The following is a 19,721-nucleotide window of genomic DNA, read 5'->3' as shown; positions in this document are numbered from 1 at the left end:
TAGAGTATTTATTACATCGGCTTTTAAATGAAGGAGAGCTGGTTATTAAGTGGGGACGAAAGCTCAAAAACAAAGGTAATGCTTTTATCACAATTTAAATGCACAACAGCTTATTTTTTCATGGAATCGTTGTTATGAAAACAACTTACGGCATCAGGAGAAGAATTTAGGTTTTAGTCCGAATGTCAAAAGGTGTTTGTTCACTAGGAACTGAAAAGATGGCTATTTTATGCTAAATAATTGAAAGTCGGTGCCGCGTCTACCGCTAGCGGTAGACGCGGCACCGAGCTAATAAGGTGGGGGTACTGTTCTAGACTCCCATCTTAAGCCAATCGATAATCGTTGGAGGGAGGTCTTAAAGAAAGCACTCTTGAGAAATGACATCTAATGATTAACGCTAGAATAGTTCAAGCAACCCTCCTAATTTAAAATTAAAAATTGATTCATTAAAATAATAATTCCATAGAAGGATGTCTGATAGACCACAGTATATTAACCTAATCTAGAACATCAATTTTTTAATGAATAATAAACCTCATTAAAAGTGCGTATAAAATCAAAATTTTGGCTGCTTTGGTACACCTTTTGGGTAGAGTTATGAAACTATAGAGTTTAGTAATTAGCCCTATAGGAAAAAAGTTGCCATTATAAGATTTAAACAAAGCATTTTTTAAGAGATTTGTTGTCGGAAATGCTCTCAGATGAAGGTAGCGATTTAGTTCCCGTTAACTCTTTTAATATTGCTATACAGTATGTTCGGGCAACAAGAAGATCAGATTTTAGTAGAAGCGAGTCCTCTCCCGATTCAGGAAATCTTAGAGGATAGGGCATTAACAGAGACAAAGCTGCCTCCAACTGCAAACCCGCATCTTAAAATTCCCAAGCGAGAAATTCGGACAAGCCTCAAGGCATTAACTACCGAAGGAGCCTTCGCTACGGTCTTTTACAGTATCATTGGCGGCGCGTTGCTCAGTAATTTCTTGCTGGATCTCGGTGCCAGTACAGTGGAAATTGGTCTGCTCGCCTCGATTCCCCAACTGACAAATCTGCTGCAACCGCTGGGAGCCTTTCTGGGAGACCGAATCAAGAGCCGCCACTGGTATTCCTTCTTGATTTTCGGCTCGTCGCGGCTGCCGTGGTTGCTGATTGTGCCAGGGATTTGGTTGATCAGCACATCTCGTATCCAGCCGCGCCAGTTGGTGCTGTTGACATTGGCAATTATCTGCCTAAGTAATTTCATGGAAGCTTTGGGTCGTGCTTCCTTTCTTAGCTGGATGGCTGTGTTAGTACCAGACCGATTACGGGGGCGGTATTTTGGCTTACGCAATAGTGTTGTGACGTTGACCAATCTCATCGGCGTGCCGCTGCTGGGTCTAACGGTATCGAAGTGGCCCGGTGGATCGCTCCAAGGCTTCGGTGCTGTCTTGGTTGTGGGAGTTGTATTTGCAACACTCAGTCTGGTCTTTCAGTTCTGGATAACCGATGTCAATCCGCAGCTGGTACACGCCGCCGATTCGGATACACACCACGGCTCGCCCTGGAGGAAAATTTTTAGCTTCCTCAAGGATGGCAATTTTTTGAGGTTTTTGTTTTACTCATCCTTGTGGAGCTTTGCGGTTAACATCAGCGCTCCCTTCTTTAACCTCTACTTGCTGGGGGACCTCAACCTAGATGTGAGCGTGGTAACGCTCTATAACAGCTTGGGAGCTGGTGCTAACTTGCTGATGCTGATGTTCTGGGGCAAATTGGCTGACCGGATTGGCAATCGCCCACTGATGATAACTGTGGGAATCTTGGTGGCTCTGACGCCTCTACTGTGGCTAGAATCTGGAACTGCTCCAATTTTCCTTTGGGCTTGGTTCCCCTTGTTGCACATACTTGGCGGTGCGACTTGGGCAGCGATTGACCTGTGCAGTGGCAATCTGATGATGTCGGTGACACCGCTACGCAATCAGTCGATTTATTTTGCTGTTGCTGCGGCGGTTCCTGGAATCACTGGGGCGATCGGAATCACCGTTGGTGGCTATGTCGCGACTGTGAGTGATTTTGGTGGCTTGCCAACGGTGTTTGCTCTCTCATCTGTCCTGCGGTTAATTGCCCTCTTGCCCTTGGTGTTTGTTCATGAGCAGCGCTCTGTGCGCGTGCGTCAGCTAATGCAAGTCCTGATCCCAACTCTCAAGCGGCAAGCAGGAGCCATTCAATCAGGACGCACCAGTTTGAAACCATTACCATTAATAGAAGAATTTGAGGAGGAAGGTTCACCTGCAAGCTCATCTGGTCAGCCTTGAGATGCCGAATTGCGGAATCCCTCCCGGTTGACGAGGAGGGATTCGTGTTCATGTAATGAACTATGAACCATGAACAAGGCGGCTCTCCTCCCACCTCTTTTAAAAGATGGGAGGAGAGCCGCCTTCTTTGATCCCCAAATCTGTTACGAAATCTATCTTAGTGGGGATGTTTCAAGAAACGAAAAAAGTAAAGTTTTCTATTTCGGGTATAATGTAGCATATGTTACAGAAATATACCCATGAATCCTCTATCTACAGGATTACTGAACGGGGCAGGAATAGTAGTTGAATTTCAACAAACCGAGAAAGATTTAGTATTAAAAGTCGAACCAGAGGATAAGGCATTATCCGAGACAGTATTTCCTGCAAAGCCGCCCTTTAAAATTCCCAAGGCAGAAATTCGGACAAGCCTGCGGGCATTAACGACCGAAGGAGCCTTGGCTACGGTCTTTTACAGTATCATCGGCGGCGCGTTACTCAGTAATTTCTTGCTGGATCTCGGTGCCAGTGCCGTCGAAATTGGTATGTTCGCCTCCATTGCCCAGCTGACGAATCTACTGCAACCCCTGGGAGCCTATGTGGGAGACCGCATCAATAGCCGTAACTGGTATTCCCTGTTGATTTTCGGCACGTCGCGGCTGCTGTGGTTGCTGATTGTGCCAGGGATTTGGTTGGTCAGCTCATCTCGTATCCAGCCGCACCAGTTGGTGCTGTTGACATTGGCAATTATCTGGGTGACTAATATCTTGGAAGCTTTGGGTCGTGCTTCCTTTTTCACCTGGGTAGCTGTGTTAGTACCGGAGCGATTGCGGGGACGGTATTTTGGCTTTCGCAATAGTGTTGTGAACTTGACAAATCTCATCAGCGTGCCACTGCTGGGTCTAGCGGTATCGAAGTGGCCGGGTGGCTCGTTTTCTGGCTTCGGTGTGGTCTTGGTTCTGGGAGTTCTGCTGGGGATAATCAGTCTGGCCTTTCACTTCTTGATGACTGATGTGAACCCAAAGCTAGTACACGCCGCCCCTGAAGATACAGAGCAAGGGGCATCCGGGGAGAGAATTTTTAGCTTCCTCAAGGATGCCAATTTTTTGAGGTTTCTTCTTTACTCAGCCTTGTGGAGCTTTGCGGTTAATGTCAGCGCTCCCTTCTTTAACCTCTACTTGCTGGGCGATCTCAAGCTAGATGTGAGCGTGGTAACGCTCTATGGCAGCTTGGGAGCTGGTGCTAACTTGCTGATGCTGATGTTCTGGGGTAGACTGGCTGACCGGATTGGCAATCGCCCGCTGATGATAATGGTAGGAATCTTGGTGGCTCTGACGCCTCTACTTTGGTTAGAAGCTGGAACTGCTCCAATTTTCCTTTGGGTTTGGTTCCCCTTGTTGCATATCGTAGGCGGTGGCACGTGGGCAGCGATTGACCTGTGCAGCGGTAATCTGATGATGTCGGTGACACCGCTACGCAATCAGTCGATTTATTTTGCTGTTGCGGCGGCGGTTCCTGGTATCACTGGAGCAATCGGAATTAGCGTTGGTGGCTTTGTCGCGACTGTGACTAATTTTGGTGGCTTGCCAACGGTGTTTGCTCTCTCAGCTGTCCTGCGGTTAGTTGCCGTGCTGCTCTTAGTTTTTGTTCATGAGCAGCGTTCTATGCCTCTACGTCAGCTAATGCGAGTCCTGTTCCCAGTCACGCAGCCAACAAAGCTGATTGAAGTAAAGGAATAAGTTTGCTTTTAAATCGTTGCCTAATCTGGGTCTTGTCCCTGCTGCCGCATCTCACATTCTCGGATAAATTGCGCGATCGCATTTTTCCGATCTTCTGTTAACTCGCTTGTTTCATCGAGGTGGCTAATTCTCTCAAGGATCAAAGATGGTTCGAGATAGGGTTCAACCCACTTAGGGTCAAGTCTGTAGCCTGTTTTCTGCGTCCCGTCCGACCCATACTCACTAAAATCTTTTTGCAAGAACTTCTCCAAGAAATTAACTAGCCCTTCGTCATTATCAATAATCTTTTCAACCCATTGCTTGACTTCCTCTTCTCCTGCCCAACTTTGCCAATAGTGTAATCTTTCAGATAGTTTTGGGGCTTCCAGCAGGGAGTTTTGTTGTGCAGCATCTCGCAGCCGCTTCAAGGCTATTTCTTCAAGTTCTTTAAGGTGTTCTACGCTCTGGAGCCATTCCTCTTCGGGGATAGATTCATCGGCTTCATACTTACCTTGTTCCTGACCCAAGGTTGCTACTTCGCGCACAATTATGGATAAGGCGTTACCGTTTGACATTGCCTCTTTCAAGGTTTCAAACCGTGCTTGTTCGTCAATCCGACGCAACAGTTGAGAGATAAGGCGTTCAATTCTAATGTCATTGCCAAAATCAAACATCCCCTGCGGTTCGTCTTCCGGAGGTAAAAGCTGGTCGCCGACATCCAACAAAGCTTTCACAATTGAAGGAATGCAATGGGTAGGAATTTCTTTTTCAGTGTAATCCTCAAGCTGTTCAAGAAATGCCCGAACTTGCGTCGTGCCATCAGAGCGTTTTTGATGAGCGAGTTCTACAAGAATTTCCCCAAATGCGTTTGCATCTTTTGCCAAGGCAAAGATTGCTTTAATCTCAGCATCAGAGAATTCATCTTGTGTTAGTACCAGGCGGAAGTAGTTGGGAAATATATCTAAGCTACAAATACGTAATTGCTTGCGCCATATTGACTCGTCTTGTGCAGGGGAGGAGGTATTACGCCAAACGGCTTCTAATTTAGGAAAAAGGTGCAATAGCAGCAGTTTGATTGGTTCTTTATCCTCATTTTCAAACTGAGCCAGCCACGAATGGTGAAAATCTTTGATTTCGTCTAATGTCGGAATTAGATAACCTTTGGTCTTTGCGGTTCCCCCAAAGAATGTAGGATTTTTGCGGATTATGTCATATATCATTGGGCGAAAGGCCCGCAGGCACTCAATAGCAATGAAATCAACTGAATTCACCTCACCTTTTACCCCTGGATATGTCACAGTTAAGAGGTTGGTCAGGCGAACAATGTCGCGAGGATTGGTAATAAAGTGGTCTATTCCTTGTAAGTAAACATTGCCCCAGCGATTTTGATTGAATAGTTCTTTTGGCGTGTCAGCCAGTATGCCATTGAGTTTTTCAGAAAGTAGCCTGCGGAGTGAGGTTTTATCTGGGAGGGGTAACTCAAAAGGAGCTTGAACAATCTGAGAAAGGTAGGTCTCTCCAGGTATAGGTTGTGTATTTCCAAGGGTTTTGATGACAACTTCTTGATCGAAAACGAGCAAATAGACAACGTTAGTAAAGTTGGGAATTGATTTAATAAGATAAAATAATTGACTAATCTCTTCAGCGGAGAGCCTGTCAATATCGTCAATAGTTACTACGATTCGCGGATGCTGCTGTTCGAGTGTATCTTCGACTTCTTCTTTTAAGTCGGAAGTCTCCTTTTCTTTATCGTCAAATAATCTTACGAGTGCATTACTAGCTTGAGCGTAAGGAAGAGGAATTTCAGAAACAACTTTAGCAAGATCGGTTATTCGACTTATGAAGCCTTTGGGGACAGCTTTGAATTTGCTCAAAACTGTCTGTAATTCGTTAATAAAGCGCCTTGTGATGTCTTCGCCCCCTGAAAATAACCAGGGATTAAAAGGGACGATAATAGGTTGTTCGCTCTTTGGCTTTTGCTGGAGATAGTACGTTAAGAAGTTCAATAGTGTCGATTTGCCAAAACCTGAGGAACCGTAAACTGCAATAACGAACCCTTCAGGAAAGTTCATTTGGCAAATACTGTCTGCAAGATGTTTGGCAAAGGGTGCATATCCTAATCGGTCTTGTTTCGGCTCGATTAAGGCGTTGTCTGCCGATGGGTCACTAAAATCCTCTGGCAAGACCTTTGAATCGTTCTTTGTTTGAGCCATGCAGTCTCTCTTTGTTAACTAAGGTGTCCTTGCCATTGAACGTTCGTTTAATTAAGACCCCACTGGCGTGCTGAGTGTGGGGTGTTGCATTACGTCCTAATTATGCGATCGCTTATCTTTATAGATGTTCATAAAGTAGCATCAATGAAGCTTTGCTCTTGTCTACTGTTCGATGGACATTAGCGTTAAGGTCGGTTGTGTAGAAGGAACACATTGTCAGTGTTCTAGCAACCTAGCGTACTCGCCTTTGATGATTCCATAACACGGACAACAAGCAGCTTCTAATTCCTGTCGATTCAGGATGGTAATTTTGCCACGGTGGTAGCGAATCAGTCCTGCCTGTTGAAGGCTGTTAGCCGCCTCCGTGACACCCGCACGTCGTACACCCAGCATCTCGGAGATAAATTCCTGAGTCAGCTGCAACTCGTTTGACTCTACACGGTCACAGACGAGCAGCAGCCAACGGGCAAGTCTCTCATCGAGCTGATGGAGGCGGTTACAAGCCGCGTTTTGTGAGGCTAGAGCGTATAGCGCTTGCGTGTACCGCAGCAGCAAACTTTGCACTACACCACCCCGCCGAAACTCGCTTTTAATCAAGCTTGCCTTTATCCTCATGCCAGAGCCTGCAAGCTGCACAATTGCGGTTGTCGTCGCAATGTTGTCTCCCAAAATGTTCGGGATACCCACTAGCCCCTCATTACCCACTAAGCCGACTTCGACCTTCGAGCCTTCTTCCGGACTGGAAACCAAAGAAACTATGGCGCGATGGGGGAAATAGACGTATTCAATTGATTCACCCCTCTTGTGAAGGACTTGCTTCAGAGGGAGCGAGACGTGCTCTAAATGGGGAACAAGACGTTGGTACTCAGCATCCGGCAGAGCGGCTAGCAGTCGATTGACTGCCTGGGGGGAGGCTTCGGACACGAGTATTAGGCTCCTTAGTTGTTGTTAGAAAAAACAACTGCGGCATAAGGAGAAGACTTTAGACCTTAGTCCGAATGTCAAAAGGTGTTGATTCACTAGGAAGTGAAGACCTAGTTCTTATATCCTACAAAATTAACAGTCTGTGCCGCCTATACCGCTTGCGGTATAGGCGGCACAGAGCTAAAAGGTGGGGGTGTGGAGAGCTGCGATCGCATCACTAGTTGACAGCATTCAACTGTGTTTAATGCTTAGCAACCTAGCGTACTCGCCTTTGATGATTTCATAACACTCACACGAGGTTGCTTCCAATTCTTCCCGATTCAGGATGGTAACTTTGCCACGGGTGTAGCGAATTAATCCTGCCTGTTGAAGGCTGTTAGCCGCCTCCGTGACACCCGCACGTCGTACACCCAGCATCTGGGCCATAAATTCATGAGTCAGAGGCAACTCGTTTGACTCTACACGGTCACAGACGAGCAGTAGCCAACGAGCCAGTCTCCCCTCCAGATGATGGAGGCGATTGCAGGCAGCGTTTTGCGAGACGAAGGCGTGCTGCGCTTGCATATACCGTAGCAGCAGACTTTGAAATAAACCACCCCGCTGAAACTCGCTTTTAAGCACGCTTGCCTTCATCCTCATGCCAGAGCCTGCTAGCTGCACCATCGCGGTTGTGGTTGCGATGTTGTCTCCCAAAGCGGCGGGGATACCTATAACTCCGTCATTCCCCACTAAGCCGACTTCGACCATCGAGCCATCTTCCATAGTGGAGAGTGAAGAAACTATTGCCCGACCGGGGAAATAGACGTATTCAATTGGTTCACCAACATCGTAAAGGACTTGTTTAAGAGATAGCGGGACGCGCTCTAGATGGGGAATAAGGCGTTGGTACTCAGCATCGGGCAGAGCAGCTAGCAGTCGATTGACTGCTTGGGGTGAAGTATCGGACATCGGGTATTAGGAATTTCCTAGGGTTGAGCCGTTGCAAAAAACAACTGGCGGCATCAGGAGAAAAACTTAGAGCCTAGCCCGAATGTCAAGAGGTGTTGATTGACCAGGAAGTGAATAGCTGCCTTATCTATTTTACCTAATTGACAGTCTGTGCCGCCTCTACCGCTTGCGGTAGAGGCGGCACAGAGCTAAGAGGTGGGGGTGTGGAGGGTTGCGAGCGCGTTCCAAAAAGCATCTCAATGAGACTAAATCGCCCAGAGACTGAAGTATGGGGTTATACAAACGTTGGGCAAAGCCCTTCCCGCAGGGTAGTCCGCCTGCACGGACTTAATTGAACCTGCCTCCGCAGGCTTGGTTTGTATAGCCGCGATTTCAATCGCTAGGTATTTTTGCTGGCATTGGAATGCACCCGCGATCGCAAAGCTTAGATAGCCTCAACTGTTCTACGCTCGCACCTTAAGCCAATCGACAATGGTTGGAGGAAGGTCTCGCTGCACCTTACTGCTGACGTACATCCCGATGTGTCCAACTGGGAAGGAGCGCACGGTGTAGTCTTCGCTCCCAATGTACTTCTCAAGAGCTAAGGAAGATGCTGGGGGAACTAAATGATCTTGCTCAGCGTAAATGTTCAAAATCGGGATGCGGATATTCTCCAGATTCACTCGCTTCTCTCCAATCTCGACCTGACCTTTAATCAGTTTATTTCCCTGGTAGAAATCCTTCATGAACTGTCGATAAGCTTCCCCAGCTTGGTCAGGACTATCGAAAATCCACTTTTCCATCCGCAGAAAGTTGAGCAGCTTGTCCTCTGATTCGATAGTATCCAGAAGGTCAATATACTTCTGAATTCCTAACTGGAACGGCTTCAGCAGCAAAAACTCTAAGTTCATGAAGTCGCCGGGGATGTTACCCAGAGTATCTACCATTAGATCCACGTCTAGCGCTTGTGACCCTAGAGTGCTTCCACCCCAAACATTGAGCAGTCCCTCCTGGATGTGAAAATCAACCGGAGTGACCATAGTAATCAGGTTTTTCACCTTCTCTGGGTAAATGGAACTGTAGCAGAGACTGAAAGCGCCCCCTTGACAAATGCCTAACAGGTTGATTTGCTCTAAGTTGTGGCGATCGCGTACTACGTCCACACAGTTATTGATATAACCATTGATGTAGTCGTCAAGAGTCAAAAAGCGATCGCTTCGACTGGGATAGCCCCAGTCAGTTATGTATACATCCATGCCAAGATTGAGCAAATTGGCAACAAGCGATCGTCCTTCCTGTAAATCGACGATGTAGGGACGGTTGACTAAAGCGTAAACAATGAGGATCGGGATGTTCAGCGAATGCTCCACCTTTGGTGTGAAGCGGTACAGCACCACCTTATCTTCTCGGTAAACTTCCTCCTTGGGTGTCACCCCAATCTGAATGTCCTCCTCGCGCAGGCGGCTGAAGCTTTCTACACCCTTAAACAGTTTTTGGGTTAGCTCGGTAAAATCGTGCATTGCATCCTCAAGACTCGCTGCGTTGGGATTCTGCTAAAGCTTTTTTAAGGCTTTTAATTTCCTTACGCAGCTCGTAGACGTTGCGGTGAATCTCATCGATTTCGCTGCGAGTTGGTAAGTTATTCATCTTCAGAAACACTTCCATTAGCTGTTGCTGCTGGAGCCTGTAGGTCATGGCTGCATTCAAGAACTTCCCCTGGATCTCAAGGGCATTCTCTGAACGGAACGTCTGCGCGAATGCTTGGTCAAATACCCTACTCCAGACTTGCTGAAATTGCCGCCAGTTCTGAAGCGTTTCGCCCTTTTCCTGGGAGGATGCCAATCGCATCAGCTGCTCGAAGGCTCTCATCCAGACATCGACCAGCACTAACTGATAATCAAAGCTCGCTTTATAGAAGTTTGTCCAGGCATCAAAGCTTTTAAGCAGTTTGTTGTTGAACTCACGGGTATATCCCAGACTTGGGCTTTGCAGTAAGTTGCCAAAGTTCTGTTGATAGTCCCAGTAGAGGTTATTCAGCTCTATTGATGCAACATCGCCGCCCATCGCCTGAGTCACCATTTCTAGTGACTGCCGCAGTGGTTCTACCCAAAGCTGACCTAACTTTTGCAGCCCCTCCGCATACAGAAGCCATAACTCGGACTGATTTTGAATACCGTTGACTGTAGCAGGCGTTTCGGGAGTTGTCACAGGTCTAATAAAATCAACCCAGCTTTCCCAGATTTTCTTTTGAGTCTCAGCCCACGTTTTCACCAGATTCTCAGTCTGTTCGACCCAGTAAGTACCGTCTTTTTCCATTGTTGCTGAACTATTGGTGACGTAAGTGGGCAAAATTCATCTTAGATTTTTTCCTGTGGCAAGTTCGTCACCGTAGGTATGATTAGTAAGAATGCGATCGCATATTACTTGCATAGCCCATTTCTCGTTTTGAGAATCAGCACGCAGCTTGGTACGTGTGTAATTGTGCTATTCATCACCATTTATTGACTTATAACCGGATTGCCAACAGCGCTGGCCAATCTCAAAAATAACCTCTTCAGCCTTCCATTTCGGCTTGGTTAGATAGAGTTCGGCGACCTTCTGTTTCCTAGATGTAGAATGCTTAACTTAATCCTATGTTGGTCAGTCGCCGATTCATACCCCTACTTAGTCCAAAGGGGAGATTTAGTCAATAAAAAAAATTAGTAATTATTGAATCAATGAACTTAATGCGCTAGTTTTCTAGCCGATCTTATGGAAACCATTTACGGGAATCTACAAGGAGTAAAATCTAGTTACATCAAACAACTACAGCGGCTGTACGAGCAACGGCAACCCTCCCATAGCCTAACTACCCCCGAATTCGCCCAAACTCTAGCAGCAATCAGTACAGAGATTCACCACCCCGTCTGCTGCTACATCAATCGACGCGGGCAAGTAATCCGAGTTGCAGTCGGAACGCCAAGCCAAACTCAAATCCCACTCCAAGACATTCCCCGGCATAGCGCGGAACGCCTGAGTGGGATTCGCTGCATTGCCACTCAACTTAAATTACAGCCACCTGACCCAGCAGCACTGACGGCAATGGCACGACAGCGCTTAGACGCTTTGGTGTTAATCCCCGCTGGCAACGGAGCGGGACGACGGGACGGTGAAGCCACAGGCTTAGTCAAGGAAGCTTACCTAGCTCACCTTGTACCCGAACAAGAAACGCCTTGGATTGTTTCTCCTCCCCTCAGCCTAGATGAGCTGAACGAACAAGACTTTGACGACTTAGTTGATGAATGGGAAACCGAGTTCTCTGAATCAAGCGATGGAAAATCGCAATTCCAAGTAATTGAATCAGGCTCTGACAAAGTGTTACTGGTTGGGTTGATGACCGAGGACGTGTCTCCCCAACGGTTTCAAGACGGACTTGAAGAACTGATTCGATTAGTTGATAGTGCTGGAGGAGAGGTATTAGAAACAATACAGCAAAAGCGAAGTCGCCCCCATCCTCAAACGGTTGTCGGTCAAGGAAAAATTGAAGAAATTGCCCAACGCGCTCATCAGATAGGAGCCAACTTAATCGTCTTTGACCGAGATATTTCTCCTTCCCAAGCAAGAAACCTGGAAGAGCAGATTAACATCCGAGTCGTAGACAGAACTGAAATAATTCTGGATATCTTCGCTCAACGGGCTCAATCCCAAGCGGGTAAATTGCAAGTGGAACTGGCGCAACTGGAATATATGCTGCCTCGGCTCAGGGGTCGAGGTCGGGAAATGTCCAGGCTTGGAGGCGGAATTGGTACCAGAGGGCCGGGTGAAACCAAACTAGAAACTGAGCGGCGAACCATTCAACGCCGAATCGCCCAACTTCAGCAGGAAGTTAACCAATTACAAGCCCATCGCTCCCGGTTGCGACAACAACGACAACAGCAAGAAATTCCCTCTATTGCCTTAGTCGGTTATACCAATGCGGGTAAATCGACGCTACTAAATGCGTTGACTCATGCCGAAGTTTATACAGCAAATCAACTATTTGCCACCCTCGACCCGACAACGCGAAAACTGGTAATTACAGATCCAAACACTCAAGAGCGGAGGTCTCTTCTGCTTACAGACACCGTAGGGTTTATTCACGAACTCCCGCCACCTCTAATGGATGCTTTCCGCGCCACCTTGGAGGAAGTAACTGAGGCGAATGCGTTGCTTCATGTGGTCGATGTGTCCCATCCAGCTTGGGAAAGCCATATCCGTTCAGTCATGGACGTGCTAGCAGAAATGCCTACTATTCCTGGTAAAGCTTTGATTGCTTTTAACAAGGTCGATAAAGTAGATAGCGAAAACTTGGCTTTAGCTCAGCAAGAGTTTCCTGAGGCGGTGTTTATTTCAGCAACTGGACGCTTAGGTTTAGAGACGCTACGCCAGCGATTGGTGCAACTAATTGACGAAGCTGGTTCACAGACTCCACTTATGAAAATGTGAATATTGCTGCTCGTAAGTTGGATTATCTAGCTGCTCTGGATATGTCAACCAATTACTACGAGCATACGGCTAGGCAAGTTGTGGCGGGGAATTTGCTTTTACGAGCAGCAGAAGTAAAGGCAAAGACAAAAATAAAAAGCACAAGGAAAAAGGAAAAAAAGAAAGATTAAGCAGAGTGCGATCGCTCTTAATCTTCCCAAAATTTATCAAGTGCGATCCGCCGCAAGACGGATCGCTTCGCTATCGCTTTTGTAAATTCTTCGCTATCCTAGGGGACGTGACGAATTTCCAATTTATTTCAAGTATTTAGGCGATGGAAGAAATTCTTCAGATAGTCAAAAAAGTCACTCTGGCGCTAGTTGGTGGTGGAGCGGCGTTTTTAGCTTTCTATTTGGCACTGTTTTTTTCGATTATGGTTCTGGTTCCTACCAGTTCTCCAAATCAACTAGAAGAATGGACAAACACTGTCACCACAGTGTTTGGTATCAAATTAACTCTACTCTCGCTACAACGATTGAAAGGGGCTGCCATTGGTATCAGTATTGTCCTTCCCCTTACTGCCGTTGCTTGGTTTTCACTCCGAGCATTCACTCACCAACGGTAGTAACAACAAATAATTTGCGCTCCGACAGCAGTTGAACAAAACAGAGGTTGAGTTTCCAACGTTCAACCCACTCTATCGGCTTTGTTGCGATCGCGCTGGCAAGTTAACATTAATGCTGTAACTTTTTGTAAAAGGCACTTACTCATAAAAATTAGGCTATAGCAGTTCTAAATGATTTGTGAATGCGAGATCCCCGAATTCTCTAAGAAGTCGGGGATCTGAAGGGCTGGCTCACAACTCAAATAGGATTGCTATAGAGAGGTAAACATCTACTGGAAAAAGGAGATAAATTCGTGAGTCAATCTATTTCTAAATTGGTGGATACCCTGCCAAGCAGCAGCATGACCGTTTATATGCTGCGATCGCTCGATTTTGTCGTTCCTGGTGAGTGGCAAAACGTCGTGGGGTTTGAAAACACCATCCGTGCGGTGACAGGTGTTACCGATAGAGACTTAATTGAGGAGATTGGTGACAGAGCGATCGCGCTCTACAACGATCCAACGGAAGTTTATCAACAAACCTTATGGCTTTACCAAACAATTGATCGTGCTGATAGCGCCATCGGTGCAGCAGCACTTGCGAACAAAGTTGGCGAGAAAATCAGCTTCCTGAATTTTTTAAACCAGCTTACTCCCAAACCTGATACCGTACAAGCCATTGATTTGTCCCTAAAGCTGGTAGTAGAGTTGATTGCCTTTTGTCGGTTGCACGGAATTCCTACCAGCATTGAAGCATTTAGAACTTCTTTAGGAAACTATCACAATGAATCCATAATGCGGATGGCGGCGCTAGTTGCCGTTGATGGCTTGATTCCTCTTGGCCCCGACTTCATTCTCAAAGCTCAATCAATTCTCGCTCAGCTCAATCCTTCGCAATTAGAAGGAAATACTGCCTATCAAAGTATCAACACTGCAATTCCTGGCGGTACTACGGCTGGTAAATTAGGCTTCATTGGTGAGAGTTTTGCCTCAGTTAACGGCTGGATGAGTAACTTTGTTGCATCTCATGGGTTAACACCAGAAAACGTTGTTACTCACTTACAACAGTTTATGAATACTGCTGATAGTAAGTTGGATTATCTAGCTGCCTTTCTGGATATGTCCACTAATTACTACGAGCATACGGGGACGCAAACTGTGGCGCGGAATTTGATTTTACGAGCAGCAGAAGAAACTAAAGGTAAAGACAAAAAGAAAAAGCACAAGGAAAAAGAAAAGGAAAAGAAAAAAGATAAAAAAAAGAAAGATTAACGAGAGTGCGATTGCTCCTCATTTTCTCAAAATTTATCGAGTGCGATCGCACAAGGCGCACCAGGGGAGCGAGCCTTGATGACACCAGCGACAGCGATATGCGATCGCGCTTGGGACAATTTTTGAACTATCGGCTTGCTCTACAAATGAGCGAACCGGACAGGACGCTATATTTAGCAGTACCGTTTGATACGTTTGACTCTTTCTTTCAAGAGCGGTTTGTTCAGGAAGCAGTTAGGCTATATCAACTCAAACTCGTTGTTTACGATCCCCAGGAAGAGGTGGTTATCGAATGGAGAAACTAGAACGCTATCGGGAATACATCCGTAAGCTCTTGACTGAAAAGGCGACAGTGGAAGATGGAAATCCAGACATTGAGTGCCAGCTTATTTTTGATACGGAACATGACCACTATCAGTTGTTGGATGTGGGTTGGCAGGGGATGAAGCGGATTTACAATTGCTTCATCCATTTGGATATTAAGGATGGCAAGATTTGGATTCAGCGCAATATGACTGAGGTGGATATTGCGCGGCAATTATTGGAAATGGGGGTATCTTCGGAGGATATTGTTTTGGGGTTACATTCGCCGTACAAGCGTCCCTATACGGGTTATGGAGTCGCTTGATCGCTCCTTATTCTCTCAAAGCTTATCGAGTGCGATCGCACAAAGCGTACCAGGGGAGCGATCGCATTTATGACACCAGCGACGAGGAAGAATAGAGCTGCTGGGCAACTCTACACTAGAAATATTGCGGTTGGAAATACGAATCAGATTTCTACACCTGGACGCGGAAACAAGCAATCTTACTTGGCAAACACCAGTGGGGTCAGCTTGACTTGCTCAATTTGATTTGGGAAATTTCAGATATTGATACCTTTGGAAAGGCTAAACTTTGACGTTGAGAGCTTCGACTAACACGCGGCGCAGATGCTTCTGTAGTTCAGCCTCAGCACCAGGATAAGCAGGAAGAGCCTCGATTTCTTCCCTGGAATAGGAGTGGAAGGAACCAGGGTAAAGAATTGCAGCGTAGCACACTACTTGTTCGCCTTTGTTGTCTTGGATAGCATCGTGGTAGGTGTGCATTTTCTGAATGTCTGCTGGCTTTGGCTTTCCTTCTTTGTCTATGTTTTCCTCCCGCTCACTATCCAGCTTATATTTAGGATCGAAGAGGTAGACTTGCTGAGAGCCATCAGTTTGCTTAATCTCTACTGCTACATCAGGGCGCAGTCTAACGCTAGCGCTGTGGAGTTCGCCATCCTTCCCATAGGTTCGTTCTGGAATTAGCTGAACTCTCGTCTTGTGCTGAGGGTGAATTAAAACTACTGCTGGCTGATTATTAGGCAGAACTCGGACGTAGATTCCAGTTTTATCCCTACCCACCAAGCATTGATTTTCTACTTGATATCCTTTCTGTTCAGCGACTTCCAGCAATGTTTGAATCACCCAGAGAGTACCCCAAATCTGGTAGAGATCAGGTAGATTCTCTAAAGGTGCATCGAGTTCTGACTCCTCCAATCGCACGGCGGGACTCCGAATAAATTCAAGATACGCTTCCAACGCAGCATGGTAAGGTGGACGCTTCAAGAGAACCATCGTGACTTGATTGGGCTGCTGTTTAGGCTGACTCACTTCATCTAGAAAAGCTGCCTGCCGCCTAGCCTTTTTCAGTTGTGCAAACAGAGAGTTCACCTCATCCAGTGGCTTACCTTTCGGGTCAGCTTCAAAGACGTACCGAACTCGTCGAAACCTCTGATTGACCAGCTCGAAAAACAGCTTAACTAACTGGTTCTCATAAACATCAATAGTGTGTTCTACTCGTGTATCAGGTACGCGAATGGGTCGCCCATTAGCATCTAGGTTATGTCCTCGACTAAAAGCCTGAACTAGACCACTAGGAGAAGGTCGGCGGACTTGCTCTTGCCGAACCCAAATCTCATTTGTTTTTAGAATTTTATGAGGGTCATCAGCGAGTGAACGCAAAATCTCAGTTAGCCCAGGTCGGTTATTTATTCCTTCGACAGCCCGACGCAGGCGAACCATTTCCTGAGCCAAAGTAGTTTCACAGAGTTTTGGCAGTTTGAGAGCAGCTAAAGCCCCAGTACGTTGTAGAGCTATTGCTACTGAGGTTGGAAGTCGAGTATCTAAATCCTCTAGCATTTGAGCGAAAGCCTCACGGCTAATCTTCAGAGGCCAAACGGTTACAATTTGCTCCTCAACCTCACCCTGATACTCAAGCCGCAATTGATAGTAACCGGGATTTGAGCGAGGCCAATCAGCTAGAACTCTAGCCTTTTTACCCAGACGTTTCAGGAAGACTGGGAGTTCTTCACCCTGCCGCCAAAGCTGCACTTCCTCCCACTTATCTTTAGGCACTTGAACTTCTAAAAAACCAGCCTGCCATTCTAATGGAGCGTCCAGGGGTTCACCTTTAAGATTGAGAAAGCTTAATTTAGAAGTAGGAAGTAAATCCATGCTGATTGAATGTTTCAAGCATCTTAGTAGCTTTTTTGTGGCTTAGGGGGAAGTCCTTCTCATTAACAATGTCCACGAATGCCTTGAGGGCTACCCCAACCCTATCATCGGCACCTTTAAGTTTGGGCAGAATCTTCTGCAAAAGCTGTTCATCTAAGGCATCTTGCCAAGATAACTCTAACGTTTCAGCCTCTTTCACATAAGTCTTGATTTCATCTATAACACGGAAAGCAAAGGGGGCAACTGTGTGTACTTCATCCCAAATCTTAATCAGCATCTCACGATATGAAACCTCACCCAAATGCTCGTATAAATCCTGACGAGGGGCTTCAAGCTCAATGAGTTGCGCTCGATCATAAACCTTGTCAGCAAAGCTGTGAGTTGTTTCGTCTACGTTGACTGTACCAATGAAGTAGAGATTTGGGGGAAGTAAAACTTGTTTCTCTGACGCAAGCTGAATTTGGGCTACTCCTTCACGCATCCGCACTTCCATTGCAGAGAGGAATTTCGCGAAATAATACTCCACCCGTGCTAGGTTCATCTCGTCCAAGACTAGATGATAGGGACTAGGGGTACGTTTTTCAGCTTGGGCTTCCTGATACTCCTCTTCTGCCTTCTCTAGAAATGTGCTGAAGTCAGTGTCGTGGTACTTGTTGTCAATTGGACTGAGATAACCTAGTAAATCTTCGTTAGTCGTCCAGTTAGGAGCGACAGGAACCAAAAGATATTCAGCCTCTACTGCCTCAGCATAGGCTTTGGATATCCAAGTCTTGCCCGTGCCACTAATTCCAGAGAGGATTACAAATTTCCTGCTTTTGAGTGCTAAGTGATAGCGGCGCAGAGTGCTTTCAGAGATACGCAGACCTTTAGAGCGAACATTTTCACAAATCTCTGTAAATGAAGGTTCAGAGTAGTCTAGCTGAATTGTTTTCAGAATACGCTGTACTTCTTCGTTATGCTCAATATTGTCCTGCTGGTCAAAGAGTTCTGCTGCTCTGCGTAAATCCTCAATTGCTTTCTGCTTATCCTCCAGTTTTAAGTAGGCACGTCCGCGATTACAGTAGGCTAAGGCAAAGCTTGGATTAATATCTAGCGCCCAGTTGTAATTCTCAATGGCTGTTTGGTAATTTTCAAGCTTGTAATGGACATTACCGAGGTCATGAGAAAGTTCACTCTGGTTGCCTTGAAGACGTAATGATTTACTATAGTCCGCTCTTGCCCCATGAATGTCTTCCATTTCTGCTTTAGCCTTTCCTCTGTAGGAGTATGCAGCAGCAAATTCGGGTTCTATCTGCAATGCTTCGTCAAATTTATTAATTGACTCCTGGTAGTTGCCTTGCTGATACTCTTCCACCCCCTGGTTGTATAATTCCTTAGCATCAGTTCTCTTATGCGGAGACTTTAAGTATTCTTCAATGGCTGGAATAGGGTCATTGCAGGTTGCTAGTAAAAATAGAGGAAAAAGCCCCCTAAATGTTTGATTTATATGCTCAGCTATCTCTTCTGTAGAACAATCTAGTATTTCATGTTTAGATAATATTGAGTAAACTACTATATTATCTTTAATATTACGACTTTTTCGACTAACATACTTAAGCCAATCCCCTAAATTACTTCGAGAGTAGGAAACCTTGTTGGTTCCTAGAGGAGTGCATTGGTTTGGAAATTCTTGAATCACAATTTGAGTTGCTTGCGGATATATTCTACAATTAGCTGCTAATCTAGCCCTATCAAGACCGTCGCTAAAAATAAAAAACCCAAACTCTAAAGAATAAAAAGTAATTAGGATATATAAATTAGCACTTGCGTTTGGATGTAACCCTCTTGAATAAAAAGAGCATTCACAGTTTTTCCATGATACAAACCTCGCTTTTGTTAGCTCCAATCGATTTGTAATTACATCAGGTAGTTGAGCAGCTACCTGATTGGTAAGCTCTTGAAATGGGTTTTCAACTAATTTTTTGAACTGCTCTTCGTGAGCTAGGTAGAAATCACCTGTTGGTTTCTCCTTCAGTTGTTCAAGAAGGTCAAAAGTCTCGACTGAGAAAGGAGTTTGAGGTTTACCCGTACTGGATTCTTGAGTTTCCAACTCAATTTTATAAACACCTTGACTTAAAGTTTGTATAGATTGTGTTTTTATCCGTTCAAATACTGTACAACATTGGTCATTGAGCCACTCAAAGACAGGAAAATGTCGCTCTATTAAATCGTCTATAGAGATTTCACTAGCAGTTTCGATGTACTCGTACTCACTCTCTTCATTATCTTCATTAACTTCTTGCCTGTAGCTTAGCCAAAGAGAGGCAAAAAGCATTGATGTATTGTTGAAAGTGTCTAACAGCGCGGCAAGAACTTCATCGCGTGCATCATCTGCTAATTTCTGAAGGTCGCTATTGTCTAGTTCGTATTCATCATCCTCATAAAAGTTCAAGTCAGAATCAGAGTTGATTAGTTGTTTGCCATAAATATGAACAATTTCGAGAGTGTCTGCCCAAAGGCGATAATGAGGTTCGTGAGACTCCTGCCAAGCGATACTACAAAATTCAAGGTAGAAGTCAGCAAGAGCTAAAAAACGTATCACTACTTGGGAGCGTTCGAGTTTGTCATTAATCGAATATGTAGCCAGTCCTGCTTGGATTAGTATTTCCCATGCCTGATTAGCCCATTCCAATGCTCCAAATTCTAAGCTTGGATGCTCAAACCCTCTAAAGGCAAGTTCAGCAGCGTCTTCTACATCGCTCCATGTAAGAGTGTTCGATTCAGAGGAGACAACCTCGTCTACCATTTTTCCTGCATTCTCAAGTTCCTACTACACCTGTTGTAGCTGACTCGCTTAGTGACTTGCTGATGTTGAGGCGCGATCTCACTCCTCCACCCA

14 protein-coding genes and 2 pseudogenes are annotated in these 19,721 nt (G+C 45.7%); 9 read left to right on the top strand and 7 right to left on the bottom strand.

The genetic code is table 11. The features are described from left to right. The first annotated feature begins 752 nt into the window (after positions 1 to 752). A complete protein-coding gene (locus tag H6F63_RS20500; protein WP_190639324.1) occupies positions 753 to 2,288 on the top strand; it encodes an MFS transporter in 1,536 nt (511 codons plus the stop codon). A gap of 239 nt (positions 2,289 to 2,527) precedes the next feature. After that, a complete protein-coding gene (locus tag H6F63_RS20495) occupies positions 2,528 to 4,006 on the top strand; it encodes an MFS transporter (RefSeq protein WP_190639323.1) in 1,479 nt (492 codons plus the stop codon). 20 nt (positions 4,007 to 4,026) lie between these two features. Here the strand turns inward: H6F63_RS20495 and H6F63_RS20490 are convergent, their stop codons facing one another. The 5 genes from H6F63_RS20490 to phaE form a co-directional block, all read right to left on the bottom strand. Beyond that, the gene (locus H6F63_RS20490) at positions 4,027 to 6,198 is read right to left on the bottom strand and encodes a P-loop NTPase fold protein (protein WP_190639322.1); all 2,172 of its coding nucleotides are present in this window, start codon (positions 6,196 to 6,198) and stop codon (positions 4,027 to 4,029) included. 216 nt (positions 6,199 to 6,414) lie between these two features. After that, positions 6,415 to 7,122 (bottom strand): helix-turn-helix domain-containing protein, encoded by a 708-nt coding sequence (locus tag H6F63_RS31130; RefSeq protein WP_190639321.1) that lies wholly within the window; start codon positions 7,120 to 7,122, stop codon positions 6,415 to 6,417. A gap of 231 nt (positions 7,123 to 7,353) precedes the next feature. Continuing rightward, positions 7,354 to 8,070: a Crp/Fnr family transcriptional regulator gene (locus tag H6F63_RS20480; RefSeq protein ID WP_190639320.1), complete on the bottom strand. Its 717-nt coding sequence runs from the start codon at positions 8,068 to 8,070 to the stop codon at positions 7,354 to 7,356. Positions 8,071 to 8,513: 443 nt separating this feature from the next. Next, complete coding sequence (phaC, locus tag H6F63_RS20475; RefSeq protein ID WP_190639319.1) at positions 8,514 to 9,569, bottom strand: class III poly(R)-hydroxyalkanoic acid synthase subunit PhaC; 1,056 nt, start codon at positions 9,567 to 9,569, stop codon at positions 8,514 to 8,516. A gap of 7 nt (positions 9,570 to 9,576) precedes the next feature. Next, positions 9,577 to 10,398 (bottom strand): class III poly(R)-hydroxyalkanoic acid synthase subunit PhaE, encoded by an 822-nt coding sequence (phaE, locus tag H6F63_RS20470; RefSeq protein ID WP_190639318.1) that lies wholly within the window; start codon positions 10,396 to 10,398, stop codon positions 9,577 to 9,579. Positions 10,399 to 10,800: 402 nt separating this feature from the next. On the opposite strand from phaE, the gene hflX reads away from it, so the two are divergent. From hflX to H6F63_RS31125, 7 genes and pseudogenes are all read left to right on the top strand, one after another. Further along, a complete protein-coding gene (hflX, locus tag H6F63_RS20465) occupies positions 10,801 to 12,513 on the top strand; it encodes a GTPase HflX (RefSeq protein WP_190639317.1) in 1,713 nt (570 codons plus the stop codon). Beyond that, positions 12,510 to 12,683 (top strand): annotated as a pseudogene (locus tag H6F63_RS20460) (hypothetical protein); the annotation flags it as partial. The gene hflX and the pseudogene H6F63_RS20460, both read left to right, overlap by 4 nt. 143 nt (positions 12,684 to 12,826) lie before the next feature. Next, positions 12,827 to 13,117, top strand: coding sequence for a hypothetical protein (locus H6F63_RS20455; protein ID WP_190639315.1), 291 nt, complete (start codon positions 12,827 to 12,829; stop codon positions 13,115 to 13,117). A gap of 293 nt (positions 13,118 to 13,410) precedes the next feature. Then, positions 13,411 to 14,367, top strand: coding sequence for a hypothetical protein (locus tag H6F63_RS20450; protein ID WP_190639314.1), 957 nt, complete (start codon positions 13,411 to 13,413; stop codon positions 14,365 to 14,367). A gap of 5 nt (positions 14,368 to 14,372) precedes the next feature. Next, a complete protein-coding gene (locus tag H6F63_RS20445) occupies positions 14,373 to 14,672 on the top strand; it encodes an element excision factor XisH family protein (protein ID WP_199298183.1) in 300 nt (99 codons plus the stop codon). Beyond that, the gene (locus H6F63_RS20440; RefSeq protein ID WP_190639313.1) at positions 14,660 to 14,995 is read left to right on the top strand and encodes a XisI protein; all 336 of its coding nucleotides are present in this window, start codon (positions 14,660 to 14,662) and stop codon (positions 14,993 to 14,995) included. The genes H6F63_RS20445 and H6F63_RS20440 overlap by 13 nt, the downstream gene beginning before the upstream one ends. 149 nt (positions 14,996 to 15,144) lie before the next feature. Next, positions 15,145 to 15,267: pseudogene (locus H6F63_RS31125) on the top strand (DUF29 family protein); the annotation flags it as partial. On the opposite strand, the gene H6F63_RS20430 reads toward H6F63_RS31125, so the two are convergent. Beyond that, positions 15,257 to 16,843 (bottom strand): DUF2357 domain-containing protein, encoded by a 1,587-nt coding sequence (locus H6F63_RS20430; protein ID WP_190639312.1) that lies wholly within the window; start codon positions 16,841 to 16,843, stop codon positions 15,257 to 15,259. The pseudogene H6F63_RS31125 and the gene H6F63_RS20430 sit on opposite strands and share 11 nt — an antisense overlap. Further along, entirely contained in the window at positions 16,821 to 19,274 is a 2,454-nt protein-coding gene (locus tag H6F63_RS20425; RefSeq protein WP_190639311.1) for a tetratricopeptide repeat protein, read from the bottom strand. The genes H6F63_RS20430 and H6F63_RS20425 overlap by 23 nt, the downstream gene beginning before the upstream one ends. Between the last annotated feature and the right edge of the window lie 447 nt (positions 19,275 to 19,721).

It is taken from the genome of Trichocoleus sp. FACHB-40 (genome assembly GCF_014695915.1).
Taxonomy (GTDB): Bacteria; Cyanobacteriota; Cyanobacteriia; order Cyanobacteriales; family FACHB-T130; genus Funiculus; species Funiculus sociatus.
This window is presented reverse-complemented; position numbering and strand designations above follow the sequence as displayed.